Source organism: Ruegeria sp. YTSC106, assembly GCF_059609765.1.
On sequence record NZ_JBXWMI010000004.1, the window covers coordinates 216,691 to 240,797 of the forward strand.

At 55.4% G+C, this 24,107-nt stretch carries 23 protein-coding genes; 20 read left to right on the plus strand and 3 right to left on the minus strand.

Annotated elements, in window-relative coordinates; genetic code table 11:
• Window positions 1-7: 7 nt before the first annotated feature.
• Complete coding sequence (locus AC2FEB_RS07625) at window positions 8-202, minus strand: Arc family DNA-binding protein (RefSeq protein ID WP_082995993.1); 195 nt, start codon at window positions 200-202, stop codon at window positions 8-10.
• A gap of 84 nt (window positions 203-286) precedes the next feature.
• Between AC2FEB_RS07625 and AC2FEB_RS07630 the strand changes: the two genes are divergently transcribed.
• Entirely contained in the window at window positions 287-625 is a 339-nt protein-coding gene (locus AC2FEB_RS07630) for an Arc family DNA-binding protein (protein WP_394409764.1), read from the plus strand.
• A gap of 21 nt (window positions 626-646) precedes the next feature.
• Complete coding sequence (locus AC2FEB_RS07635; protein ID WP_496883937.1) at window positions 647-3,355, plus strand: UvrD-helicase domain-containing protein; 2,709 nt, start codon at window positions 647-649, stop codon at window positions 3,353-3,355.
• Here the strand turns inward: AC2FEB_RS07635 and AC2FEB_RS07640 are convergent.
• The gene (locus AC2FEB_RS07640; RefSeq protein WP_496883938.1) at window positions 3,352-3,993 is read right to left on the minus strand and encodes a hypothetical protein; all 642 of its coding nucleotides are present in this window, start codon (window positions 3,991-3,993) and stop codon (window positions 3,352-3,354) included. The two genes, AC2FEB_RS07635 and AC2FEB_RS07640, sit on opposite strands and share 4 nt — an antisense overlap.
• A gap of 158 nt (window positions 3,994-4,151) precedes the next feature.
• Between AC2FEB_RS07640 and AC2FEB_RS07645 the strand changes: the two genes are divergently transcribed.
• The 16 genes from AC2FEB_RS07645 (at window position 4,152) to AC2FEB_RS07720 (ending at window position 17,539) form a co-directional block, all read left to right on the plus strand.
• Entirely contained in the window at window positions 4,152-4,364 is a 213-nt protein-coding gene (locus AC2FEB_RS07645; protein ID WP_055190692.1) for a helix-turn-helix domain-containing protein, read from the plus strand.
• 2 nt (window positions 4,365-4,366) lie between these two features.
• Window positions 4,367-4,567, plus strand: a complete 201-nt coding sequence (locus AC2FEB_RS07650; RefSeq protein WP_234170519.1) for a hypothetical protein — start codon at window positions 4,367-4,369, stop codon at window positions 4,565-4,567.
• Window positions 4,568-4,780: 213 nt separating this feature from the next.
• Entirely contained in the window at window positions 4,781-5,992 is a 1,212-nt protein-coding gene (locus AC2FEB_RS07655) for a hypothetical protein (RefSeq protein WP_234170518.1), read from the plus strand.
• A 735-nt stretch (window positions 5,993-6,727) separates the two neighbouring features.
• Window positions 6,728-7,054, plus strand: a complete 327-nt coding sequence (locus tag AC2FEB_RS07660; protein WP_496883939.1) for a hypothetical protein — start codon at window positions 6,728-6,730, stop codon at window positions 7,052-7,054.
• A gap of 64 nt (window positions 7,055-7,118) precedes the next feature.
• Window positions 7,119-7,697 (plus strand): lytic transglycosylase domain-containing protein, encoded by a 579-nt coding sequence (locus tag AC2FEB_RS07665; protein ID WP_234170516.1) that lies wholly within the window; start codon window positions 7,119-7,121, stop codon window positions 7,695-7,697.
• Complete coding sequence (locus AC2FEB_RS07670) at window positions 7,697-7,987, plus strand: TrbC/VirB2 family type IV secretion system protein (protein ID WP_114885057.1); 291 nt, start codon at window positions 7,697-7,699, stop codon at window positions 7,985-7,987. The genes AC2FEB_RS07665 and AC2FEB_RS07670 overlap by 1 nt, the downstream gene beginning before the upstream one ends.
• A 7-nt stretch (window positions 7,988-7,994) precedes the next feature.
• The gene (locus AC2FEB_RS07675) at window positions 7,995-8,273 is read left to right on the plus strand and encodes a VirB3 family type IV secretion system protein (RefSeq protein WP_496883940.1); all 279 of its coding nucleotides are present in this window, start codon (window positions 7,995-7,997) and stop codon (window positions 8,271-8,273) included.
• A complete protein-coding gene (locus tag AC2FEB_RS07680) occupies window positions 8,263-10,629 on the plus strand; it encodes a VirB4 family type IV secretion/conjugal transfer ATPase (RefSeq protein WP_496883941.1) in 2,367 nt (788 codons plus the stop codon). Before AC2FEB_RS07675 ends, AC2FEB_RS07680 begins: the two co-directional genes overlap by 11 nt.
• 197 nt (window positions 10,630-10,826) lie before the next feature.
• Window positions 10,827-11,921 carry a lytic transglycosylase domain-containing protein gene (locus AC2FEB_RS07685; RefSeq protein ID WP_496883992.1) on the plus strand — a complete coding sequence of 365 codons (1,095 nt, stop codon included), beginning with the start codon at window positions 10,827-10,829 and terminating at the stop codon, window positions 11,919-11,921.
• Complete coding sequence (locus AC2FEB_RS07690) at window positions 11,918-12,697, plus strand: type IV secretion system protein (RefSeq protein ID WP_496883942.1); 780 nt, start codon at window positions 11,918-11,920, stop codon at window positions 12,695-12,697. The genes AC2FEB_RS07685 and AC2FEB_RS07690 overlap by 4 nt, the downstream gene beginning before the upstream one ends.
• Window positions 12,698-12,701: 4 nt before the next feature.
• Window positions 12,702-13,352 (plus strand): VirB8 family type IV secretion system protein, encoded by a 651-nt coding sequence (locus AC2FEB_RS07695; RefSeq protein ID WP_496883943.1) that lies wholly within the window; start codon window positions 12,702-12,704, stop codon window positions 13,350-13,352.
• A 3-nt stretch (window positions 13,353-13,355) separates the two neighbouring features.
• Window positions 13,356-14,048, plus strand: coding sequence for a TrbG/VirB9 family P-type conjugative transfer protein (locus AC2FEB_RS07700; protein ID WP_496883944.1), 693 nt, complete (start codon window positions 13,356-13,358; stop codon window positions 14,046-14,048).
• Window positions 14,041-15,354, plus strand: a complete 1,314-nt coding sequence (locus AC2FEB_RS07705; protein WP_234170510.1) for a TraB/TrbI/VirB10 family type IV secretion system protein — start codon at window positions 14,041-14,043, stop codon at window positions 15,352-15,354. The genes AC2FEB_RS07700 and AC2FEB_RS07705 overlap by 8 nt, the downstream gene beginning before the upstream one ends.
• Window positions 15,355-15,356: 2 nt before the next feature.
• Window positions 15,357-16,352, plus strand: coding sequence for an ATPase, T2SS/T4P/T4SS family (locus AC2FEB_RS07710; RefSeq protein ID WP_260063280.1), 996 nt, complete (start codon window positions 15,357-15,359; stop codon window positions 16,350-16,352).
• The gene (locus AC2FEB_RS07715) at window positions 16,345-16,521 is read left to right on the plus strand and encodes a DUF4177 domain-containing protein (protein WP_171105361.1); all 177 of its coding nucleotides are present in this window, start codon (window positions 16,345-16,347) and stop codon (window positions 16,519-16,521) included. The genes AC2FEB_RS07710 and AC2FEB_RS07715 overlap by 8 nt, the downstream gene beginning before the upstream one ends.
• 19 nt (window positions 16,522-16,540) lie before the next feature.
• Window positions 16,541-17,539 carry a TrbL/VirB6 family protein gene (locus tag AC2FEB_RS07720; protein WP_234170508.1) on the plus strand — a complete coding sequence of 333 codons (999 nt, stop codon included), beginning with the start codon at window positions 16,541-16,543 and terminating at the stop codon, window positions 17,537-17,539.
• A 101-nt stretch (window positions 17,540-17,640) separates the two neighbouring features.
• Here AC2FEB_RS07720 and AC2FEB_RS07725 read toward each other — a convergent pair whose 3' ends face one another.
• Window positions 17,641-18,510, minus strand: a complete 870-nt coding sequence (locus AC2FEB_RS07725; protein ID WP_496883945.1) for an OST-HTH/LOTUS domain-containing protein — start codon at window positions 18,508-18,510, stop codon at window positions 17,641-17,643.
• Between the two features lie 264 nt (window positions 18,511-18,774).
• On the opposite strand from AC2FEB_RS07725, the gene AC2FEB_RS07730 reads away from it, so the two are divergent.
• Both AC2FEB_RS07730 and AC2FEB_RS07735 read left to right on the plus strand, forming a co-directional pair.
• Complete coding sequence (locus AC2FEB_RS07730) at window positions 18,775-19,746, plus strand: HNH endonuclease signature motif containing protein (RefSeq protein WP_496883946.1); 972 nt, start codon at window positions 18,775-18,777, stop codon at window positions 19,744-19,746.
• A gap of 168 nt (window positions 19,747-19,914) precedes the next feature.
• Window positions 19,915-24,093 (plus strand): NACHT domain-containing protein, encoded by a 4,179-nt coding sequence (locus tag AC2FEB_RS07735; protein ID WP_496883947.1) that lies wholly within the window; start codon window positions 19,915-19,917, stop codon window positions 24,091-24,093.
• The last annotated feature ends 14 nt before the right edge of the window (window positions 24,094-24,107 follow it).

Genomic DNA, 24,107 nt, shown 5'->3' on the forward strand with positions numbered 1-24,107 from the left:
TTAATCGTCAACAACGCGCACTATCACCCTGATCCATATTGATATTTCCAACTGATCCGAGTGTAGACCGCCTGTCTTTCGCCGCGCGAATGGCGCGGATCACTTCAGAATTTTGGGAGTTTCCATTGCGATCTGACTCCGCCTTGATCCACTCTTTGAGCTCTTGCGGAAGCCGAAGCTGCATTGGTTTACGACTTTTCATGAAACGCCTCCAGGTTGAAACCATAACCTGTTAGTGGCACTTAGCCACTATTGCGTCAATTGCTTTTTATGGCACAGTGCCACCATGCCAGAACAAAGCTCTCAAAATCAGGATAAATTCATCGTGCGTCTGCCAGACGGTCTGCGCGATCGAATACGCCTCGCGGCTGAGGCTAACCATCGCAGCATGAATGCTGAGGTCGTTGCCCTCCTCGAAGAAAACTATCCGGCCCCTGTACCGGAAAACGTCACCGATCCGGCTGCAAGGCTTCTTTTTTGGCTTGCCAAAAGAATACGACGCAGAGCGCCTAAACCGGGCTCAGCGAGAGAGCGCCAAGCGGCGCTGTACGAAACAATTGCCAACGAGATAGTAACGCGGATGGTCGCTATTGAACGCGGCGATGCGAAGAACGAGCGCGGCTAAGCACGCAGGAAAGAGCTCGAATTGATTGAGTGGATTATTGGAACGGCCGTACTCGGCGGCTTGCTATTTGGTGGCAAAGGGCAATCGAAAGACCCCGGCCCCAAATTGGCACGCGCTAGCTTAAAGCTAATTGAGCCAACGCTTTCAATAACCAAAGACTCTGAATACTCCGCTTGGCGAGCAAAGTGGGAGGGCGAAGTTGACCCAGATAGGTGGGTACCTAAAGGTGCGGCCGAGAGCATTATCCGACGCTTTCCACCATTTAAGAACGGGAGAGAAGAAGCTGAAACCACTTCGCAGTATCCGCATTTTCAGAAGGCTCTTGCAAAGGAGTTTGATGCGGCCAACGCCGCTTTTGGCAAAAAACAGAAAGAACGGTTGAGCGATTTTTTTTCGTCAATCGAGCGGAACCCGCTCACCGATGAGCAAATGGATTGCTGTATCTGCATGGACAACGCGCTTCAAATCGTTGCCGCCGCAGGATCCGGTAAAACATCAACTATCGTTGCACGTGTCGGGTATGCCCTAAAGGAAGGCTTGGTCCCACCTGAGGAGATTTTGATTCTTGCGTTCAACCGATCTGTAAAGGACGAACTGGAAGCTCGTATCAAAGAACGCCTTGGTGATTTTCCCAATGTTCAACGCATTAATGTAAAGACATTCAATGCTTTCGGCCTGGAGGTAATCGGAAAGAGCACCGGGCGAAAGCCAAGGTTGGCTGACTGGGTTGAACCAGGCAAAGACGTTCAAGCCATCTCAGAAATTGTAGAAGATCTTCGCCAACGCGATCCCCGCTTCCGGCTTGACTGGGATCTATTCAGAACGGTCTATGGTCGCGGCATTGATGAGTGGGACAACCTCAAACAACCGCAAACCGACGTCATAGGTAAAGGCAGCATTCCAACTGCAGACGGGAAAGTGGTTAAGAGCCATGAAGAGCGCATGATCTGCGATTTTCTCTTCTACCACGGCGTGCCATATGAATACGAACGAGCATACGAACACGACACTGCCACAGAAGCGCACTCCCAATACCATCCTGACTTTTATTACCCCCGCTTGCACCTCTATCATGAGCATTTTGCGCTTGACGCGGATGGTAAGGCACCGGCCCATTTTACCGGCGATTATGTTGCGGGTGTCCTCTGGAAAAGGGAGCTACACGACGAAAAAGAAACCCAGCTTTTCGAAACCACCTCGCATGGCTTGCGAAACGGGAACGACCTAGATCGGCTGAAATCCGAACTGGAGAAACACGGCGAAGTTCTGGAGTTCGACGAAAACCGAAAATCCACCGGCCAAGAGCCAATTCCAACCAAGCAACTAGCCTCGACGATCCGTGCTTTCCAGCAGCATGTCAAAAGTAATGGACTGAACCCGAGGGACTTGCACCAGAAGATTGCTGATCATGAGCGTGGCCACCGCGACCGGCTAACGCGCTTCGTTAAACTTTACGAAAGGGTCGCCGAGGAATGGCAGCGGCGTCTTGCTGTCGAAAACTGCATCGACTTCGATGACATGTTGCTCGATGCGATCAAGCACCTGAAAGAAGGGACATATCAAAGCCCCTTCAACATGATTCTTGCGGACGAGTTTCAGGATGTTTCTCAGGCTAAGTTGCGTTTACTCAAAGCCCTAAAAGAAAGCGCAGGGACTTCCGCAAGCTTGTGCGTTGTTGGCGATGACTGGCAAGGGATCAACCGTTTCGCTGGTGCCGATATTTCTGTCATGACCGGTTTCGACCGAACATTCCCGAACGCTACACAGCTCACACTAAGCAAAACGTTCCGATGCCCTCAGGTTTTGTGCGAAGCATCCAGCGAATTCATCCAGAAGAATCCCATCCAAATAAGAAAGACCGTTGAAACCACCAACACGTATGAAAGAGCCGGACTTCATACATTTGCAGCTGAGACGATGAGTGGCGCTCTTGAGCGCATCGAGAAAGATCTTAGGCAGCTGCATGGTGCCGCCATAAAAGGCCTCCTTGACGTTCCCGACGGCAACAAAATCACCATCATGCTCTTGGGCCGTTATCACAAGGATAAGCCCGCCAGCTTCAACAGCTGGAAGCGCGCCTATGGCGATCAACTTGATCTTAGTTATTCTACTGCCCATGCCGCAAAAGGCCTCGAGGCTGACTATGTGATGCTTCTCAACGTCACCGAAGGCTTGATGGGTTTTCCAAGCCAAATCGTTGACGACCCTGCATTGCAGCTCGCGATGCCAGAGCCCGATGACTTCCCACTGGCTGAGGAGCGCCGCCTTTTCTATGTTGCCCTGACACGCGCCCGCCGACAAACGCGTATCTATACATTGCAGGACAAGCCTTCGCGGTTTGTCGTCGAGCTCGCCAAAGACGGGCATACCGAGATTATAAGCGAAAAGGCTACGTTGAAGGTCTGCCCAAAATGCGGTGCTGGCACGCTGAGCCAAAAAAACGGACGATTTGGGCCGTTTGAAGCGTGCAGCGCGCATCCAGAATGTGATTATACCAAGCGACTACTTTCGGTTGGTAGAAGCAGCGCTTCATCGGTGAAATCTATTCGACTAAAAGACCCTATAGCTGAAGGGACGAAATGTCCAACATGCAATCAAGGCACCATGGTTCTCCGAATGGGGCCAGACGACAAACCGTTCCTTGGGTGCTCCTCGTTCCCTCGTTGTCGAACAACAGCACAAATCACCAAACGGCAAAACGGGAACGGAAAAAGGGGCGCTAGGCATTAGTAGGCCACCCACTCATATCCGTGGTTGCCTTCGTGATCTTCCCATTCCACACCGACGCCTCGTCGCCAATTTGATGACGAACAGCGCCGTGACGGCAGAACCCATTGCGGGGCGGCGGCTGGTGTCGTGCGTTGCCAGCCGAATTCGCCCTGCGTACCGTAGGTCCCGAGGCGCATGTTGTAGCTCTCAGAGCAATCATCGTCGCGACCGCGCTCGCGATGGCTGTAGTACCGCACATCCCAGACGCGGATCGAGCGGACAAAATCAAACTCCAGACCGCTGATATCGATATCGGCACCGCCTTCAGCCACCTGAGCCTGAATAACTTGGGCGAGTGTCTGGCCATTGTGGTTGCTGGCCTCCCAGATCTTTGGGGCCAAGCTTTGCAAAGGCGTGCGCTCAGAAACGCCCATAGGGCAGCGCCAGATTTGCAAAGGCGGCTCAATCGGCCAGGGCGTGATCCGGCGGATAAACACGGCACGGGCATGGGCACATTCTGCTGAAGCAGGCCACCCACCTGCCAGGCAAAGCAAAATAGCGCAGTCAACCTGATAGGCCTTAGCCGCCTGCGGGACCACGGTAGAAAGCAAAGCCAAGCCAGCTCCGGCGGCCCAATTTCTGATAAGTCTGCACCACATATCATTAATTACCTTATGACTACATTACCGCATTATTGATACACTACATCCAACCCGGACTCTCACACCATATGCGAGCATAGCGTTTGTGATGTTCGCGCGCGTTTTGTGGAATATATTCCGTAGAGCGGTTCTTGTGATCTGGCCGAATACAGGCCATGAAATTACGGGAACGAGTAGGGTTAAATGTCCGGAATCTAAGAAGTTCCAGAGGATTGAGCCAAGAACAGCTAGCTTTGGCTGCGGATGTAGATCGCAGCTATATCAGCGAGATTGAACTCGCCAAAAATTCAGCATCAATCGATGTTCTGGAGCGGATCGCGGATGCTCTCGAGGTCGATCCCAAGGAATTGTTTAACGAGAGGGGCTAGTTTTGCCCAAACGTGAGAGTTTTCGCTCAACGGCCGAAGCCATCGGTCGTATTTCATGCATCCAAACAGGCGAAGAAATCGGTCTGCTGTATCAGTGGGATAACGGCGAGACGCAGGCCGCGCTTTATGTAGACGGATCAAGCAAACCGCCAAGCTTCCGAAATCAGGTTACTGAACCGAACCTTGGCGCAAAACGCGGCTAGTGGTTGAAAACCGCTCAAAATGCGCTCGCCAGAACGGATCCATGCTTCACGCGCACGCGTCGGTATCGCCGCCCAAATCAAACATTTCGCTCGTTGGAAAGTAACGTCGCCTTGTTCTGCGGCTTGAGGCTCTTAGTAAATGGGAAAAGGGCTACCTAACGGAGCAATATTGGTTCAGTCTACGGAAATTCCCAAAACCATATTGGTGTTAAATTGACAGGACACAATCATTACCCATGGTGCACATGCGGATGGTGCGTCGGCGGAGGCAACCGAAACGGTGGAGGCGTCTCCGCTGCGCCAGCGACAAAGTCCCTTCAGCCGGTCTATTCCGATTATGAAAAGCGTCAAGCGACGCAAACGCTGAAAGGCTACGGCGCAACAAGCTACTCTCGCTGCTTCGTGAATCCCAATGCATTCTGCCCCGTCTGCGGTCAGCCCGTCTATTTTTATGCCAATGAACACGGCAGCCGTGTATTCTTTGATGAACTCGGAAAACCTTGGGCGAAGCACCCTTGCACGGACAACGAGCGCACTGCCTCTGTCTCTGTGCGTACTCGCCCCTCCAGTCGACCAGTTGCCGAAATCAAAGAAATTCTCGGTGCGGAACAAAAGATCGAACAGAGAATACTACCTGTAGGCCGGAAAGCGAGACGAGATTCCTGGAAGCTTGCGGTGGTGGTTGAAGTCCGCTTTGCCGACTTCGGGATGGAAGTTCACGTTGAAGACCTTTCAAGCCAAAATCATCAGAAATTTCGATTTTTCATCTACTGTGACCAGCCGCTTTTGGTTGAAGGTGACCTCGTCAGTCGTCGTAGAGAGACGTTCTCATTTCTCCACCCGCAGTCACTTGAAGATACTACCGTTGTCAACGGGGACCGGCTGGTCGACTTCGAAGCGCTGGAAGAGGATATCGACCCTAGCATAATTCCCGGTGATGTTTCAGAGCTTTTGCCATCCGAGAGGAGGCACTTTGGGTCAGGAAGCGGCGGATCTGCCAAAGTGTCAGGAACTCTACGTTCTGTACTCGAAGATTTCGTCAAGAAGGGGATCGTGGGGGCCAAACTTGTTTCTCACTATTTGAATGAAACAGGCCGTGTGACTGCTGATGGTTCGCCTTGGACTCCTCGCCTTGCCTTTTTTCTGATTGCCCTATCCGGCGTCTCGCAAGAAAAACCAGCTAAGCAAAAGAAACGAACCGCACGTCACAAACCTCAAAAGGCTCAGAAGCCGCAACCACATGCACGCGTAAAGAAGCGCCCACGTTTATCTAGAACACAATTTGGCAATTCGGTTTCGCAATCAGCCAAAAAAACCGACAAACCACGTTCCGAACCCGCAGCTCGGCTCTCCACTGATGTCGATGATTGGGCACGTATGCTCTCAAGACTTGGGCGGGTTTCCAGAAAAGATGACGACGGCTGATGTTTGCCCGGTGCTACGATTGAGCGCTGCCAGCGGTCGCCCACCCATTTGAATTTGGGGCAGCTTGGCGAGACGATTGTCAGTCCTAGCGGCTTTACTCCGTACTCATTTAGCGGATGACCGCGCCGAACCAAAAGCCACACTGGCTTACTGCCACTTTGAGGCCTCACAATTGTCGATCGGTCGGGGACTTGTTCCACCCAGAAAGAATAGCAGATTTGTCCACTTTCCCACCTCCGGTGCAGCCTTTTCGTAAGGCCGTTTTCTTTATGTGAAGACGGGTATCAATTCCTCATGTAATCTAGGAACTCCAGAACGCGCGCATAGTCTTCACCAACCTCGCGGGCCTGCTCAAAAACCTCCCGTCGCTCCTGATCTAGGCAACGGAAGTACCTCTCAACATCGTCAAAATACGTCTCGGCATCGCGTCTCAAAAGGTCCGCATAGGCCCTGACATCATCGGGATCGGTCGGCATCCAGGGCGGCGCAGGCAGTAGGCAACTTCCTGCGATCGCGGCAGACCCCCAACTCAAAACGGCCATAACCGCCCATGTTTGTTTCAAAAGCGCCATATTATCTTGGCTCAGCCACTCCGTTGCAGTAAATTTGTTTCAACGCATGAAGGGCGCAACAACTCAAATTGCACCTATTGATTGCAAGATTATAATATTGTATCGGTTCGGTAGTCCATGAGGGACTGCCGGGCTAATGCACAATTCTGCAAGGCTCGATCCTATGAATTTGATGCAAGACGCCCCCAATGTTGTCAGTGAAGACGGGCTGCGCACGCTGCTTGCCGAGGGTCATTCGGCGGATGTTGTGTGCCGGGTTACGCCCAAACGTACAGGTGCTCAGTGGTCCGGGGTTTGGACCGTGCATTGCGTCTCGCCAGATGGCGAGACGCGTCGCCTGCTCGTCACCGCGCGCAACAACATGGCTGCCCGAGAGTTCAAGACTATCAACGGTTTATCCAGCTTCCTTGCTGGACTTGGTGTCTCGATCGTCTCGATCCCAATGCTCGAAGGCAAGATCGCCTCGCACAACCTGTACGACGCGGGCTAAGCCACTTGCCGTCCTTGCAGCAATCATCGCTGCACCCGCGTATTCTGAAGGCTTCGTTCTTTTCATGCGGGCCGATGGCCAGCTAGAAACCAAAGCTCCCCAATCAGGTTTTGCACAAAGCTACGTCGACGGGATTGGTGCCAACCCGCCAGAGCTGATCGTTTTTACAGCGCCTGAGCCTGAAGCTCCGCCTCCTGCACCCGACCGCGCAGTTCCCCGCCCCGAAATCCTCGCAGCACTTGAAAGCACCGCGCATCGCTATGGCGGGCACCCGGCGTTGCGTCGCGCGGGTCTGTCGGTGACGGAATGGCAGGCCCTCTTCCAAGCCAATATCGAGATCGAAAGCGCCTATCGACCAACTGCGCGCAGCTCGGCAGGCGCGATCGGCCTCGGTCAGTTGATGCCCGCGACGGCCGCGCAGCTCGGCGTTGATCCGAATGACTGGCAGGCCAACCTCGATGGATCCGCCCGCTACCTTCTGATGATGTTGGCGCAGTTCGGCACGCCTGAGCTCGCGCTTGCTGCCTACAACGCGGGGCCTGACGCGGTCGCGCGCCACGGCGGCATTCCCCCCTACCGAGAAACCCAAAATCACGTGCGCCGCGTCATGGCGGTGCGTGAACGACTGACTGGAGCCTCCTGATGCACATTCAATTCCGCACGATCCTATCGCTGGCTCTGGCCAGTCTAATGATTGCCAACCCCGCACTCGCGCAGAGCATCGACCTTTCGCCGGTGCAGAACCTTCTGCAAGGCATCGTCGACACGATCACCGGCCCTTTGGGCATAGTCATCGGCACCTTGGCGTTGATCGGCGTGTTTCTCTCCTGGCTGTTTGGCATTCTGGATTTCCGCCAAGCACTCTGGGTTCTGGTGGCCATCGCAGGCATCGCAGCTGCGCCGACCATCGTGACCGCGATCTGGGGCGCGTAAATTCGGCATGGCAACGCAAACTCGCCTCTTCCTGGGCCTGATCCGGCCACCGAAGCTCATTGGCTTGCCAATCATGTATGCCATGGTCTGGCTCTTCGGGTTTGTGTTGCTGTTTCTGTGGGTCCAGAGCTGGCCGGTGATCGTCATCGCCGCGCTGGCCTATCCTGCGCTGTGGAAAGCGGCGGATTGGGATCCGGCCTTTCTTGAAGTGATAGTCACTGCCCTGCAGGAAACGCCACCCACCCCGAACCGCAAGATCCATTCGGGGGACAGCTATGCTCCATAACCCCTCGGATGATCTTGCGATGCTACCGGACTGGGCGCACAAAGAGCGCCCGATGGCCAGCATGATGCCCTATGTCAGCCTCGTGAATGACGTGACGATCCGCACGCGCGGCAATGCGCTGTTCCAGTGCATCCGTCTTGATGGCGTCAACAGCATGACCAGCGATGACGCGCATCTGGAGAAGATCCGCACGCTTTTCGCGGCGATCATTGCGCAGATCGGGCCAGAATACAGTTACTATGTCCACAAGGTTTCGAAAGCGATCGAAACTGCCTTGCCACCGGTTCGCGAGGAAGGGTTTGCGCACGCTCTGGATGCCCGCTGGCAATCGGCCATTGCGATGGCGGGTCTGCGGGACAAGACGCTGACGCTCACCGTGTTGAAGCGTCCTCCCCTCGGCGCGCGGCTGCGCCTGAAACGTTCAGCCTCCATCGCACAGCTGAAAGACCAGACAGCCAAGCAACTGCGCAAGCTCGAGGAGGTCGTCGGGTTTCTACTGTCGTCTTTTGCGGAAATGAACCCGCATCTGCTGGGGGCCGAAAGCGGCGAGCTTCTCGGGTTCCTCGGCGCGCTCAACATTGGCCAGGAGCGACCGCTCTTCGCAAAATCTCGCTTTGGCGTCATTGCCGAAGATGTAGCCAACACCCGCGTCACGTTTCAGGGGCGAGGCTTTACGCTCGACGATGGGACGGCAGGCAAGCGGTTTGGCACTAGCTTTGCAATCAAGACCTATCCCGCCAAAACCAACTGCACCATGTTCGATGAGTTGAACCTGCCCGTCGACATGGTGGTCACGCAATCGTTCACACCTATCAACAGCAACATCATGGCCAGTCGGATAAAGCGGCAACAGCGTCTGATGAAGGCCAGCGATGACGGCGCGATTTCCCTCGCCGAAGAGCTGGTCGACGCTCTGGACGATCTGGAATCCAAACGGCTGAGCTTTGGCGATCATCACATGACGGTGACGGTCTTCGCCGAGACCGAAGAAAAGCTGGAAGCCATCGCCGCCGAAGTGCGCAACATCGCGGCCAGTGAAGGCGTCAATCTGGTGAATGAGAGCTTTGCGGCGCGGACCCATTACTTCGCGCAGCATCCGGGCAATGGGCAGATGCGCAGCCGCAAGGCCGCCATCACCAACATCAACTTTGCCGACCTCGCAGCGCTTCATCGCGGTCAACTGGGCAAACCTGGACACAAAGTGCCTTGGGGCAAGCCGATTACTCTCTTCCCGACGCCTGAACGTTCGGGCTTTCTGTTCAACTACCATGAGACAGGTCAGCCGGAAAAAGAGCCAACCGGTGGACATACATTGATCCTGGGCCGCCCTGGCTCCGGCAAATCGGTGTTGTCAGCCTTCCTCATGACTCAAGCCCGGCGCTGCGACGCGCGCGTCTTTGTCTTCGACTATCGCGCTGGTATGGAAATGGCCGTGCGGGCCAATGGCGGGCGCTACAGCGCCATCAAGGCGGGTGAAGCAACCGGCCTGAACCCTCTGCGCACAGAAATCGATGGGCGCGGGCAAGCCTGGCTTTCGGATTGGCTGGCCACGCTGTTGCATCGCTCCGACAAGCCGCTGAGCCCAGTTCAAATTAATCGCATCCAAGAGGTGGTGCGCCAGAACGCCGGAGCCAGCGATGCCGCGCTGCGCAACTGGCAGGATTTGGCCTCCCTCTTTGTGGCCGGGGCGGATGAAGGGGATCTGTTCGAGCGGATCCAGGAATGGACCGCAGACGGCCGCTACGGTTGGATTTTCGGGCAAAGCTCTGAGGATACTTTTTCGCTCGATGGTGATGTCGTCGGGTTCGACCTTACCGGCATTCTCGACAGTGAAAGCGAGAAAGAGCGCATGGCGGTCCTGTCCTACCTGTTTCGACGGGTGGAGCGCGTGATCGAGGATCGCAAACCGACATTGATCATCATCGATGAGGCCTGGAAGGCGCTCGACAACCCATATTTCGCAGACCGGCTCAGCAACTGGCTTGTGACCGCACGCAAACAGAACGCTGTCGTCGTGATGATGACCCAATACGCAAGCCAGCTCGAGAAAACACGCACCGGCAAAACGATTGTTGAGGCTGTGCCTACGCAGCTCCTGCTGCCCAACATCCGCGCCTCGGCCAGTGACTACACGATGCTGGGTCTTTCTGAGAAAGAGCTGAGCGTATTGCTCGGCACCGGCAGCAATTCCCGTCTGGCGCTGGTGCGCGATGATCAAGGCTCGGTGGTGATTGACGCTGATCTTAGCGCCCTTGGGCCCTACCTCACGATCCTTGGCGGCATGGAAAAAGGCGAAGCACTGGTCGGCGCGGATTATCGCCAGAACCCCGATTTTTGGAGACAGATTGATGCGTAGACTTTGCATTCTGACCCTCACCCTCTTGACCCTGACAGCCTGCGCGGAATACCGGCCGTCGGAAGCTGACTGCTTCAACTCCTTTGCCGAGGTCAGCCGCAGCAACTGTAATTTCGAGCTGCTCGGACCGATCGGTGGTCTCAGTGAGTAAGCACTGCCTGCATATCATTGCGGGCTTGGTCTGCTTCGCCACGCCAATGGCCTATGCCCAAGGCGTGCCCACATTCGATGCGGGCATGTTCTTGCAGCGCGAGCGCGTGCTGCAACAGGGCGAACAGGATCTGGCGCTGCAACAGGATCGGCTGTCCAAAGAGGAAGAGCTTGAAGAACTCGAGCAAGAGCAACTAAAGGCGCTGGAAGACATACTCGATGCCGCAACGCTTGCCAGCGGCAACTCAGGCGCACTGGTTGCAAGCCTAGAAACTGGGTCATCACCTGATAGCGCCGCAGAGACGCTCTACAGTCCGGTCGACCCAAACCCTGGCGCGGCACAGATGTTCGGCGATGCCTCGGGCTCAATCGAACAGTTGATCATTAGCGCCGCTCAAGAAACGCACCACATGTCCGGCGTGCGCGCGGCGGGCCTATCGCCCAAGCAATGGCGCTGTCTGTTGCAGGCGTTGATCTGGCAAGAAAGCCGCTTCACCATAGGCGCGCGATCCCCTGTTGGAGCATTCGGCCTGACCCAGATCATGCCCGGCACCGCTCAGGATCTCGGGATCTACCCGGCCTATTACGAAAACCCCTACATCCAGGTCACCGGCGGCGCGCGTTATCTGGCGCAGATGCTGGCCATGTTTGACGGCAACGTCATTCACGGGCTCGCGGCCTACAATGCCGGTCCCGGCAACGTGCAGCGCTACGGCGGCGTGCCGCCATTTGCCGAGACCCAGAACTACGTTCAGGTCATCCCCGAGCGCTACAATCTCTACCTTGCCCGCGTCGGCGGCGTTGATGCGCTCGGCACCATCGATCCGGTTCTCCTCGCCAACTCCACCATGAGCCTCGCCTCGCTCAGTGCAGGGGTCTATGGCGATTACTCCATGGTCTCCGTGCAAGCGGCCGCGCTTCGGGTGCAGGACATCATCACCCGTATTGGCGAGACAGATGACATTCACGCGGCCATGTCGCTCAACACCTATGCGCGGGCCGAACTCGCCCGGCTGATCGCAATCCGCACGCGCCTCAAGGCCGCCCATACCCGACCGCTTAGCGCGGCAGAGCTGGCGATGGCGGCCGCTAAGGCGCGTGAACAGGACTTCATGCAATTCGATCTGGAGGCACTCCGATGATCCGCTTTCTTTCTGCCGTCGCCACCTGCGCATTGTTGGTTGCGTCCCCTGCATCAGCCCAAGGCGTTCCGACAGTCGACACACGCAACATCGCGCAGGAAATTCGCCAACTGCAGCAGATGCTGGAGGATTTCGGAATCCAAACTGACCAGCTCGACACGCTTCTCGAACAACTCGACCTGGTTCAGCAGCAACTCGACACACTCAATGAGACCTACGCAGCCCTGACCGGCGCGACGGATATCATCGAAATGGCCATGGGCGGCGACCTTGACGGCCTGCTCGATCAGGAATTCGGTGATCTCCTTGGCACCATCCGGCAAATCCAAAGCGGTGATTTCAGCGGCCTCATCGGCAATGCGGCCCCTCAGATGGAAGGACGCATGACGCAAGCCTTGGAGGACGCAGGTTTTGACCAAGACAGCCTGTCCGACATGGCCAGCAGCGGCAATCCTGGCGCGGAACGCATCGCTAGCCAAGCGGGCACCGGAGCGGTGATGTCGGCTGCCGCCGAGAACAGCTATGAAGAGGCCGCGCAATCCCTTGAACGGGTCGAGCAGTTGGTTTCGCTAATCCCCAACATGGAAACGCTCAAAGAAGCCGTCGATCACAACACCCGCGTCACGGCAGAGTTGGCCATTGCCATGACGCGCATGTGGGAGCTCGAAGCTATTCAGACCGTTGGCGCGGGCCAGTCCGGCGTGGTGGATGCCGCAACGCTAGCCGAAGAACGCCGCTACATGGACTTCACCCTGCCAGACCTGCGTACGGACTGACCCCATGAGCAGCGAGGCAGAAATCATCGAAGAAGAGCTCGTCTACGGCGCACGACGACGCGAGCTCATGTGGCAGAAACTGGGGCTGACAGGCATGGCGTTTGGCATGGCAGGCTGCCTCGCCGCTGCCCTTGTTGCCCTGTTCGACGAGGACCCGCCGCCCATGATCGTGCCCTTTGATAGCGAAACCGGCATGGCCCTCCCCAATGCCGTGGTTGAAGCGGTCTCACTCACGGAACGCCCCGCTATCATCGAGGCACAGGTCTACCGCTATGTGATTGATCGAGAGACGTACAATCAGCTCGACAATGATGTGCGAGTGCGGCGGGTCCTGGACCAATCGGACGGTGCGGCCGCCGCAGGGTTGCGTGCTTTATGGACCAGCGGTCATGAGGCCTATCCGCCGGACAGCTATGGCACAGATGCCCGGCTAGGGGTCGAGGTTTTGTCGATCACCCATATCAGCGCCAACCGTGCCCAGGTGCGTCTGCGCAAGCGCTTGAACTCGCCGCGCGGCACTCAAAACGGGCTCTTCACCGCAACCCTGATGTTTGAGTTTCGGCCCGAGAATAGCCGGTCGATCGATGATGTCTGGCAGAACCCTTTCGGCTTCACTGTCACCGAATATGCGATCCGCTCAGATCGTCTGGAGTAACCAATGCGCCTATTCCTGATCCTCGCTTTCCTCGTACAGCTTGCTGGCATCGCCCATGCAGAGACACAGCCGCGCCAAGGCCCCTATGATGCCCGCGTCCGACTGGCCACCTATCAGGATGGGCAGGTCTACCGCATCCGCACCAGCCTGACCCATGTGACCAGCATTGAGTTTGGCCAGGGCGAGACCATCCGCTCGATCATTGCGGGTGATACCGAGGGCTTCCTTCTGGACGGCGTGCCCGGCGGTCAGGCCTTTGCGATCAAGCCAGTCACGCGAGGCGCGCATACCAACATCACCGTCTACACCAACCGACGCAGCTATTATTTCAACGTGACCGAGGCGAGTTCACCGACCTTCTACGTCATTCGCTTCACCTATCCAGATTCGGCACCACGACAACCGCGTGTGGCTGCCACTGCGCCAGCAAACCATGCCTATGGCGTCAGCGCGCGGTCCGAGATCACCCCGCGTGAGATTTGGGACGACGGCACCTTCACCTACTTCCGTTTTGCCGCGAACGCGCCGCTGCCTGCGATCTTTCGTTGGTCCGGCGGTAATGAGCGCAGCGTGAATGCGTTCGCGCGGCCAGACGGCGTGATCCGTGTTTCAGGTGTCAGCGATCGATGGGTTCTCAGGCTTGGGGAGGACGAGATCTGCGTCCAAGAGATGAGCGAGGCAAACCACGATGAGTGAAACAGCTGAGCTTAAGAAGCGCCTCGAAGCGCTTGAAGGTAAACCACAAAACCGAAAATCGCGACCGTCCGTTGTCACTATTGCCCTAGGCATTGGGGCAATCGCCGCTCTGGGCGGCCTCTTGCTGTTGTTCTCTGGCGGTTCTGAACCCGACAGCCTGGAAACCGCCTCCCCGGATGAATTCCAAGCAGCGGGACCGGGCTTTGGTGCGCTCGAGCCCACGCCTGCACCGATCGACACTTCCCCACCACCGGAGCCAGAACCAGACAGCGAAACAGAAGAGCTGCGCGCGCAAATGGACGCCATGCGGCGCGAGCTCGAAGCCATGCGCAACGCACCTGCACCTGAAGCCCCAACTGTCGACCTCGAGGCACTGGATACCTTGGGCGCAGAGATCGATGCCCTGCGCAGCGAGGCAGAAGCAACGCAAGCCGCCTTGCGCGAAGAGTTGGAAGAACGTGCGCGACAAATCCAGCGACTGCAGAACGATCTAGAGCTTGCACGCCTGGAAACCCCTCGCACGCCCGCACCAACCGGCCCCACGGCCGAAGAACTGCGCCTTCAGGAGCTGGAACGGCGGCGACAAGCCGAACTTGAGGAACTCCAAGCCCGCATTGCCAGCCCGATCATCGCCTTTGGTGGCACCGGAGGCGGCAACAGTGAAACCGCCGCGCAGCAACGGCGGCTTGATGGCGACACAGACTTTGTCCGCAATGGCGCTGAACCCGCTGAGGTGACGCAAGCCCAGTTGATCGTGAACCCGTCAAACACGGTCGTTCAAGGCACGATGATCCAGGCGGTGCTCGAGACAGCGATCGACAGCTCGCTCGCCGGTCAGGTCCGCGCGATGGTGTCTGAAGATATCCACGCCTATGACGGCTCGCGGATCCTGATCCCGCGCGGCGCGCGTCTGATCGGGAGGTATCAATCCGGCCTCGACATCGCGCAGCAACGCGTAACCATCGCATGGGACCGGATCATTCTGCCCAGCAACCAGACCGTTGAAATCAGCGCCTTCGGTGGTGATGAACTGGGGCGGTCCGGCACGACCGGCTTCGTCGACAGCCGTTTTGGCACCCGGTTTGGGTCAGCCGCCCTGATATCGCTGATCGGAGCCCTGCCCGCTGTGGCAGCCCAAAACACCGAAGATGAGATCACCTCAGATGTGCTCGAGGGCATTGGCGAAGACCTGCAAGACAGCACGCAAAGCGTGATTGGCGAATACCTTTCCGTCTCACCCGTGATCTATGTCGATCAAGGTGCCCGCGTCACCGTGATGGTCGATCGTGATCTGGAGATTTTCTGATCATGGCGGCCAGTTACCTTCAAAGCTCGATGGACAAGATCCCCGAGGCGCGCGATCCAAAGCTGATCGAGCTTTGCATCAATCCTGACGGCACGCTGTGGGCCGAGTTTCAGGGAGATCACTTTATGCGGTCCGTCAATCGACGGCTCTCGCCGAACGAGATCAAAGACTTGGGCAATCAGATTGCTTCGGCCGCGAACACCACGCTCAGCCGAACGAAACCCATCGTCTCGGTCAGCATCACCTACCGTGACCGCCCGATCCGCGCGCAAGTCATCCAGCCTCCGGCCGTTGATGGCGGTTACGCGATTTCTCTGCGGTTCTTCGCTGACCTTCCATTGGGACAGATCAAGCTGGCCTATCTCTTTGGCAAAGAACGCGGCAACGAGGGTGCAAGACGCAAGCGCAATGCTGAGCTGCGCGATGTCGTGGCCACCGGTGACATCGACGCCGCGATCAAGTTCTGCGTCACCCACAAGCTCAATATGATCGTGTCCGGCGGAACTTCGACCGGCAAGACCGTCACAGCACGCAAAATCCTCTCTTTTGTGCCCACAGACGAACGCATCATCACGATCGAAGAAGCCGCAGAACTGCGACCGACGCAGCCAAATATCGTCACGCTGATGTCTGACCGCGACGAAGCCACGCGCAGCGCCGATGTCCTGCTGACCTCTACCCTGCGGATGCGGCCGGACCGGATTGTTTTAGGCGAAGTACGCGGCAAGGAGGCCATGACATTTCTCGAGGCCATCAACACCGGCCATGGTGGCTCACTGACCACGCTGCACGCTGAAACACCTCAGCTGGCGGTTCAGCGTCTCGCCATCGCCGCCCTGAAAACTGACGTGCCTATGACCTACCAGGACATGAACGACTACATTACTCGCTCGATCGACGTGATCATCCAGGCCGGTCGCCATGAAGGCGCGCGCGGCATAACCGAATTCTACCTGCCGGTCGATCCGGCCCATTTAAAGGAAACAGCCCATGTTTGAATACAAAATTGAACTGATCAATACCGCCAAAACCAAGCCACCGAAAATCGAAGCGCAGCTGACGGCCCTTGGTCAGGATGGCTGGGAGCTGGTCTCGGTCGTGCCGGATTTTGACGGCGAACACATCCTGAAGGCCTTCCTGAAACGTCGCACCGGCGCGAGCGCCTAAACAGACCGAGGAAGATCCGATGGGCGTCGTCACCTGGATGGTAGAGACAACCGACAACTTTCTGGAAGACGCGGCCCAGACCACGTTTGGCAACGTCGCCGGGCAGCTTGGCGGCGTCATTGCTGTGGCCTCGACGCTCGCGGTGATCGGCGTCTTCCTCAACATGGTGTTTCAGTACAAATCCATGGATGGGCGGACCGCCTTCTGGTTCGCCCTCAAGCTCATGCTGATCTCCCTCTTTGCGATGAACTGGGTCCAATTCAACGCAGTAGCCAGCGCCCTCATCAGCGGGCTCGACCAGCTCGCGGGCGGCATGGTGGCCGGGCTTGGCGGCGGCGGTGCAGGCGCATCCTACTTTGCCGAAGCCTTCGACGATCTCATCGAAGAATTTGGCGACTATCTGAACGCGGCCGGTGACAACATGCATTGGATGGCCGGAGCCATGATCGGCGCGATCGGCGCTTTCCTCCTCGGCGTCATCGGCGCGCTTTGCGGCCTTGTCCTGATCTTCGCGAAAATCATGCTGGCCTTCATGATCGGCATCGCTCCCATCATGATCGCGCTTTCGCTGTTCGACGTCAGCAAAGACTATTTCCACCGCTGGCTGTCCAGCACGGTGTCCTACGCGCTCTACCCCCTCGTAATCGCAGGCGTGTTTTCCACCGTCGTCGGCATGTCCCGCTCGCTCATGACTGAACTCGGAGATCCCTCCGGCGCAAGCAACATCGGCGCGCTGGTGCCCTTCTTCATGATGATGTTCCTCGCTGGCGGCATGATCATCGCCACCCCCCTGATCGTCCGTTCAATCTCGGGCAATTTCATGATGGCCGGACCGCCAAGCATTCCGGGGCCCGGCGGCTTCGCCAAGGGATTGGTCGGCACCAAGGGGTCCCGGGCGCGAGCACGGTTTGGGACAAGGTCAAATGCTGAAATCGCTGGGGCTGGGATACGTCAGGCAGGTGGTGCGACCGTTTCGATGGTTCAGAGGGTGGCAGATCGAGCGAAGCGTCTAGAATAGGTTTCCGCACTTACCCTGCAATCACAAGATCGAACTTGTAGCCATGCAGACTTCAAAGCGACTGTGGGATAAAACATAGTTATCATGCAACGTTAGCGAAATTATTGCTGCGTCGCGGAACTATCCTTCTCACGATAACAAGCGGTGCGCTGTCCATCCATTTCAAGATACCGAAGCTCTAAGATGGGTGCGTTATGCACAACCTGTCGCCAACTGAGGCATCCATACTTGGCGGGCAGTTGATCGGGGTAACGCTTGGCAACCCATTTGCCAGCTGCAGCCACAGGTACCCACCCACCGACAGCTAACGCACCGAATGCTTCTCGCAACGCGCTCACAATGCCCGAGGCCTCCCAATTTACTTTTCCGTCGGGGGCAATTCCATTGACAAATAGCTCTTCGAATTCCTTCGACTGCAAGAATTCTGACATCGTATGCCGTATTTTGTCCATGTCTTCGGCCCATTCACGAAGTTGTCCGAAGTGATGGTCGATACGATCGTATGCCATGATCAATGCATCTTGCGCGGCACGACATCCATCCGGGCTCCAGAGGTCGTGCTGGTCGAGAAAGTGATGAACCAAATTGTTCCTTAGAACTACCATTTCTCTCAGATCACTCTCAACGCGGACGAACTCTGCATCCGGCAAGCCAAGTGACATCTGCATGGCGAACCAATTGACGTTCTCTGGAGAACTGGTTGTCGTCATTTCGGGAGGGTCGATCTCATCGGCAACAATATACGATCCAAGAAGATCACCAACCAAGGTGCCGAGCGTCTTGCGGGCCGCTTCGTCAATCTGCGTTGCCTTTGCCCGCTCCAAGTCATGAAACGGTCCTGAGACCTTTTGATGCGCCACCATGGCTTTAATCAGCCGCTCATACTGTTGTAGCCGTAACATGCACCGACCCAGCAACCGCTGCACTTCATGCTGAAGTGTTTGCAGGTCTTCGTCGTCTAACATCTTCATAGTTCAATCCGATCTCTGCCCCGCTAATATCAACCATATTTCAAACTTATACGCGATGCCTTAGCATCCTATCTCCCACCCGAAATCATTCCCAAGCCCAATTCTACCGGCCCCTACGGACATTGAGTCCGAGCTTGATGCTGCGTTGCCAAGCAGCCAAACTCGCCTTTCAACCTTGATGCCGTGATCTCAACACACCATTTCGATTTCAGGGTGGAAGATGTCCCGCGTGATATGCTGAAAGATTATAGAAGGAGCCCGATCGTGGAAGGACTGGCAATTTTCAACACGGAAGTTGAGTGTATTTATCGTGGGGAAAGCTACTGCGTTCGCGATAATGGTTCGGTCCTTCGCCGTGCACGGCAAGATCAGAGGAAGCGACCGCTTGATGAGACTTGGACGTTTGGAAATCCAAGCAAAAGCGATGGCTATATGACCATCTCGGATCATAAACTTCATCGGATTGTTGCGACGGCATTTCATGGAGAACAACCGAGTAAGAGTCATGTGGTAGATCACATCGATACAAACCGCCGAAACAACCGTCCTGAAAACCTACGATGGGTCACGCGCCTGGAGAATATTCTCCTCAACCCGATCACTGCGAAGCGGATCCAGAATTTGTATGGCAGCATCGAGGAATTTCTCGCTGACCCGCGAAATCCGAAGAATGGGACACTCACCGCAGATTTCGAGTGGATGAGGAATGTCTCGCGATCAGAAGCCGAATACAGTCGGCAGCGAATGCTTAGCTGGTCAGCGTCCGAAAAAGCCTCAACAGGAGGCCGGCTTGGGGACTGGGTTTTTGGCCGGGGCCAAGCGACGGTTGAAGAACCAGTTGAAGAACTGGTCGCATCCAAGACGGTTGGAGCCCTTCAACGCAACTGGCGCGTGCCAGCTGAATTTCCTCTTTGTCCCGGCACTGCAGCCGAACAGCCACTCAAAGAATACCTATCCCGCTTGGTGAAGGGGGCGGTTGCAGTAATTTCCCCTTGGGGAGAAACAAAGGTCGGAGACGTGGCGATGATTGGCGGAGATAATGCCATCTACTTGCTCGGCGAACACGGCGAGGACGCCATCAAACCATGGTCAATCTCAAAAATCACCTTTGAAAAAGGAATGTTTGTTCATGAGAGCCAGGGCACGTTTTTTATGCGCGACGGAGCGGAAAAGGCCCTGACTGAAGCTCAAGGCTTGCCTTGGGAACGTGGCGAAACATTCGATGACTACTGCTAGTTGGCCTCACGCAGTGAGCCCTTAGCGGCCATTTGATAGTCGCCCTATTGCTGCGCCGCAGCGTCGGAAGGTGCTGGACACGACGTTAGTCCTTCCCCACTCCAGTATCGCGCCTGAACAACGTCGCTACAAGGTTGTTGCAACGGGGTTTCATGCAACGGTAGAGCTATGGCCGACAATGGAACAATTCGAGTGGATCGACTTTTGAATACCAAAACATCTCAAGTCGCATTGGATCGCCGAGTAAGCGTTGTTGAGGGTATCAGCAAAGACGCCCACTTGATTCGTTCTGTTCGCGACCTTCGACGCTTCAAACGCGTGGTCTTGATCGGCGAACCTGGTATGGGAAAATCTGCTGTCTTGAGACAAGAAGCTCAAGACACGCATTCTCAAAAGATCAACGTTAGAACTCTGGTAAATTCGCCGACTGAAAACTGTTTCTCTGAGAGAGCTTATCTTGATGCTCTTGACGAATATCGCTCTGACGGTTCCGCCGCAGATAAAGCCAATTTTCTTGCGATATCGCTGCAAAAAAAATGCCCAAACGGTTGGCTTTTATCCTGCCGATCACAGGATTGGCGTAAGGACGCAGATTTAAACGCAATCAATGAGCAGTATGGGCATACTGATGACATCGTCGTTGCAAGGTTGCTACCCCTTGAGAGGGAAGAGGCGATTACGATACTCGCATCCACTGGGATAGAAAGCCCTGAACAATTCTACGACGAAGGATTAAAGAAGGGTGCCGGTGCGTTCCTTGAAAACCCACTTAGCCTTATTCTACTGGAAAAGGTAGTGTCCGCAAAGGGCGATTGGCCCGAAACTAGGTATGATGTCTTCGAAGCTGCAACCAGCCAATTGTGCCACGAAAACAATGAAGAACGTCGGTTTCAACCTGCAAAACCTGCTTCTGAAATACTGAGCACAGCAGAAGAGCTTAGCGCTCTGCTACTTGTTACGGGCGCCCGTGCATTTTGGTCGTCAAATGCCATGCTTCCAAGCACCATCGATGCAACTGAACTCCAACGAACCGATGAGATAGGTTTAGAAAAGGCTCTTGTCGACGAGACGCTCGACACGCCTTTGTTTACCGGAGAGGGTGAAGAGTTTGAGCCCATCCACCGAAGTGTAGCCGAGTTTCTTGCAGCACGATTTCTGGCGAAGAGGGCCGTAGGTACTTCGCACATTTCGCGTGTTCCTTTATCTCGCGTACTGGCTCTTATCTGCTCCACAGATCAAAAATCCCCCACCGAACTGCGGGGGATATATGCTTGGCTGGCTGCTCATTTGGAAAAGCTGGGCAAGCAAGATCTCGCCGCAGTTCTATGTGCCAAGGACCCTTTGACGGTCGTGGCCTATGGGGACGCCGGTGCCTTTTCTGCCAAAACACGTAAACAGTTACTCCTCTCACTCGATAGGGATGATCCGTTCTTTCGTTCGCATAGTGAGGGCGATACCGCGCTAAATACCCTGGCAGGCGAAGACTTGGCACCCACCCTGAAGGCTATATTGAACGGCAATGCCGGACCAGGTCACTCACTTGCTACTGTTTACGATATCCTCACGACAGGCAAACCTGTGGAAAGCTTGCGGCCGCTATTGCGAAGCATAGCATTGGACCCCAAGCGCGCCGAGTGGCAGCGCTGGAGAGCTTTTGACGCATGGATGAACGGAGAAGCGCGGCCCCAGGCAGCAATGCGATCCCTGTTTGACGACTTAGACACAGAGCCTCCCTCAAACGGACGAGAAAATCTACGCGCTTACATCGCAGCACGCTTTGACGCGGGGGATCTAGGTTTTTCAGACGTAGTTTCCATATTCACTGACTACGAAATATCGGAAGAAGACAACACAATTGGACGTCTTTCGCGCCTGGTGCGCCGCTTGGAGGCTGATCCAATTGTGGAATTCTTCGACGTGCCCGTCGAAAGTTGGAGACCCAAATCCGATAAACGTAGAAAAAGCTATGGGATCTCTCATGATCTGGACCGGATCTTATCAGCAACGATCCGATCTCAGGAGCTACTGACTGCGAATACTCTTTGGAAGTGGCTGAAGAATGCTGGCCATAATCGTTGGAACAATGATTCAAGGGAGACGAAGAAAGCGGTCGCCGAATGGCTGGACAAGGCCCCTGACAATGAAACTATGCTATTCAAAGAAGTCTTGAACTCGGTAACTCCGGACGACGGGCCATGGATGCCATATTTCAACTTCACGGAAGCGACCGGTCGGGCTCCATCTGAAAAGTGCATTCGAGGGCTGATTTCTCCTTGGGTCAAACCGAAAGAAAAGCAGAGTTCAATGGCAAGTCTACGGGCGTTGGCCCGAGGCTTCTACTCGAAGCTATTTGGTAGTGATTTCATTGCGTTGGTGGATGCGAAACCCATCGAAGATGCCGATAAGAGACTGCTCGCAGCCGTTGCAGATGTTTGCAGAAGATTGGATGGTCCAGCGCCCGTCTACTGGGACGCCTATTACGTAATCAAAGAGAATCTTGGTGAGGGAGTAATTCTTTCCAGTTTGGTGAGCTGCAAAATTCCTGAACACATGGGTAGGCAAGCGGCAAACAAAGCTGAGCGAGCGTTGGAGGCCGAGAGTGATCGAGCAAAGAGAATCGAAAACTGGGACAAGGGCCACTCGCTTCTAAGGTCCGGAGAAGGTAACCTCGACCATGCAGCGATGGTCTATTTCGGTTTTGTGGATAGCTTGAAGCGCGAGTGGTCGACAGACAACCTCCAAAACCATTTCACAGCTGAAATTTCCGACTCGATCATAGCCGGTTTCATGCGTCGAGCTGAAATAGGGCTCGGTATCTCTGTGTCCGAGCTTGGGCGCTTACGGGCGAAACAAAGCCGTAACTGCATGGAAACCGCCGTCGTAGCAGCGGTAAGCATTCACATGAAGGAAGAGAACGTTCAGGCGCTGGATAAGTTACCCCTTGAAGCCGCCTTATTGGTCCTCCTGAATAGGTTCTTTTGCGAAGACGAAGAGCATCGGAGCCAGTTGAAAGGCTGGGCACTTCGCAAGCTGGATCATGAGGGCGAGCTTGCAAGCGACTTGCTGGTCAGTTTTTGGCTGGGAGAGCTGGACGCCCGTATCGCGCTAAAACAAGGTGACGATACAATCGACATCGATTTGGTTCATGACTTCTCCTGCGGCAAAACACGATCAAAAACTGCGTCCCTGGCGTTGTCTAAGTTGTTTGACAAGCGCCATGATTTCCCTCCCAAAGTTCTGAGATCATTGGTCAAAGCAACTGTACATCAGTGGCCTGCCGAGGAAATTCTGAAAGTCTGTAAAGCGAAAATGTCAGATAACGCCGTCTCAAAGGAAAATAAGCAAGTCTGGTCAATGGTTGCATTTGCAATCTCCCCTTGCGAGTGGAGAAAACAATTTCTGAGTACCTTCGCAAAGGCCGGCAAGGCTCTGGCAGAGCTTTCAAACGTCAATGAAACCGTCACTAAGTCGTTCCCACTCGCTGGAACACATGACAGACTCTCTTATCACGGAGCCGTGGTTGAAATTCTTGGACCAGAATTCTCGCCTGCTGGCGACATGTTCGGCCCTAGAGATACCATTCAGCACTCAATCAACAGCTTGGCTGAAATCGCCGATCGAGAAGCAAGAAAAACGCTCACTCAGCTGCGTGATTTGCCTGTTCTGAAAGCCTGGGAAAGTGAACTCCGCCACGCGATTTCCAACAACTTGAAGCAAATAAGGGATGACACTTTCAATCATCCATCAACAAAGCAGGTCCAAGAGACATTGGCCGGAGGTCCCCCTATCAACGCATCAGACCTCCGCGCCGTTATGGTTGAGGTCCTCAGGGGCTATCAGGAAGAGATTAGCCGAGGAGATCTTCCTGCTTGGAGTGGCTATTGGAATACCGACAAAAACGGGAAGGCTGTAAATCCAAAAATCGAAAATGTCTGCCGAGACCAGGCCTTGACCGTCATTCGGCCAAAGTTGGAAAGCTTTTCCGTTGATTTGGCTTTGTCAGAAGCGCAGCGAGCTGGTGGGCGAAGGGCAGACATTCTCCTTGCAACCGGGGCTGGAAGAAACCTGCCAATAGAAGCAAAGCGCCATTACAACACTGAATTGTGGACGGCAGTTACGGAGCAACTTCAAGACTATGCCGATGATCCAGGTGCGGACGGCTTCGGTATCTATCTGGTTTTTTGGTTTGGATTGAGCGCCGGAGCGCTACCAAAGGCACCAGCAGGAATCGCTAAACCTTCCAACGCAAAAGATTTGGAACGAACCTTGAAGGAAATGCTGTCGCAGGAACAACGGGAGCGATTTGACGTCATCGTTCTTGACGTCGAACCAACTAAGAATTCTTAGCCTAGAAGTGAATT

Coding starts and splice junctions, on each gene's coding strand:
- AC2FEB_RS07625 (WP_082995993.1), bottom strand. CDS start 202: ATGAAAAGTCGTAAACCAATGCAGCTTCGGCTTCCGCAAGAGCTCAAA.
- AC2FEB_RS07630 (WP_394409764.1), top strand. CDS start 287: ATGCCAGAACAAAGCTCTCAAAATCAGGATAAATTCATCGTGCGTCTG.
- AC2FEB_RS07640 (WP_496883938.1), bottom strand. CDS start 3,993: ATGTGGTGCAGACTTATCAGAAATTGGGCCGCCGGAGCTGGCTTGGCT.
- AC2FEB_RS07645 (WP_055190692.1), top strand. CDS start 4,152: ATGAAATTACGGGAACGAGTAGGGTTAAATGTCCGGAATCTAAGAAGT.
- AC2FEB_RS07660 (WP_496883939.1), top strand. CDS start 6,728: ATGAATTTGATGCAAGACGCCCCCAATGTTGTCAGTGAAGACGGGCTG.
- AC2FEB_RS07665 (WP_234170516.1), top strand. CDS start 7,119: ATGCGGGCCGATGGCCAGCTAGAAACCAAAGCTCCCCAATCAGGTTTT.
- AC2FEB_RS07670 (WP_114885057.1), top strand. CDS start 7,697: ATGCACATTCAATTCCGCACGATCCTATCGCTGGCTCTGGCCAGTCTA.
- AC2FEB_RS07675 (WP_496883940.1), top strand. CDS start 7,995: ATGGCAACGCAAACTCGCCTCTTCCTGGGCCTGATCCGGCCACCGAAG.
- AC2FEB_RS07680 (WP_496883941.1), top strand. CDS start 8,263: ATGCTCCATAACCCCTCGGATGATCTTGCGATGCTACCGGACTGGGCG.
- AC2FEB_RS07685 (WP_496883992.1), top strand. CDS start 10,827: ATGGCCTATGCCCAAGGCGTGCCCACATTCGATGCGGGCATGTTCTTG.
- AC2FEB_RS07690 (WP_496883942.1), top strand. CDS start 11,918: ATGATCCGCTTTCTTTCTGCCGTCGCCACCTGCGCATTGTTGGTTGCG.
- AC2FEB_RS07695 (WP_496883943.1), top strand. CDS start 12,702: ATGAGCAGCGAGGCAGAAATCATCGAAGAAGAGCTCGTCTACGGCGCA.
- AC2FEB_RS07700 (WP_496883944.1), top strand. CDS start 13,356: ATGCGCCTATTCCTGATCCTCGCTTTCCTCGTACAGCTTGCTGGCATC.
- AC2FEB_RS07705 (WP_234170510.1), top strand. CDS start 14,041: ATGAGTGAAACAGCTGAGCTTAAGAAGCGCCTCGAAGCGCTTGAAGGT.
- AC2FEB_RS07710 (WP_260063280.1), top strand. CDS start 15,357: ATGGCGGCCAGTTACCTTCAAAGCTCGATGGACAAGATCCCCGAGGCG.
- AC2FEB_RS07715 (WP_171105361.1), top strand. CDS start 16,345: ATGTTTGAATACAAAATTGAACTGATCAATACCGCCAAAACCAAGCCA.
- AC2FEB_RS07720 (WP_234170508.1), top strand. CDS start 16,541: ATGGGCGTCGTCACCTGGATGGTAGAGACAACCGACAACTTTCTGGAA.
- AC2FEB_RS07725 (WP_496883945.1), bottom strand. CDS start 18,510: ATGAAGATGTTAGACGACGAAGACCTGCAAACACTTCAGCATGAAGTG.
- AC2FEB_RS07735 (WP_496883947.1), top strand. CDS start 19,915: ATGGCCGACAATGGAACAATTCGAGTGGATCGACTTTTGAATACCAAA.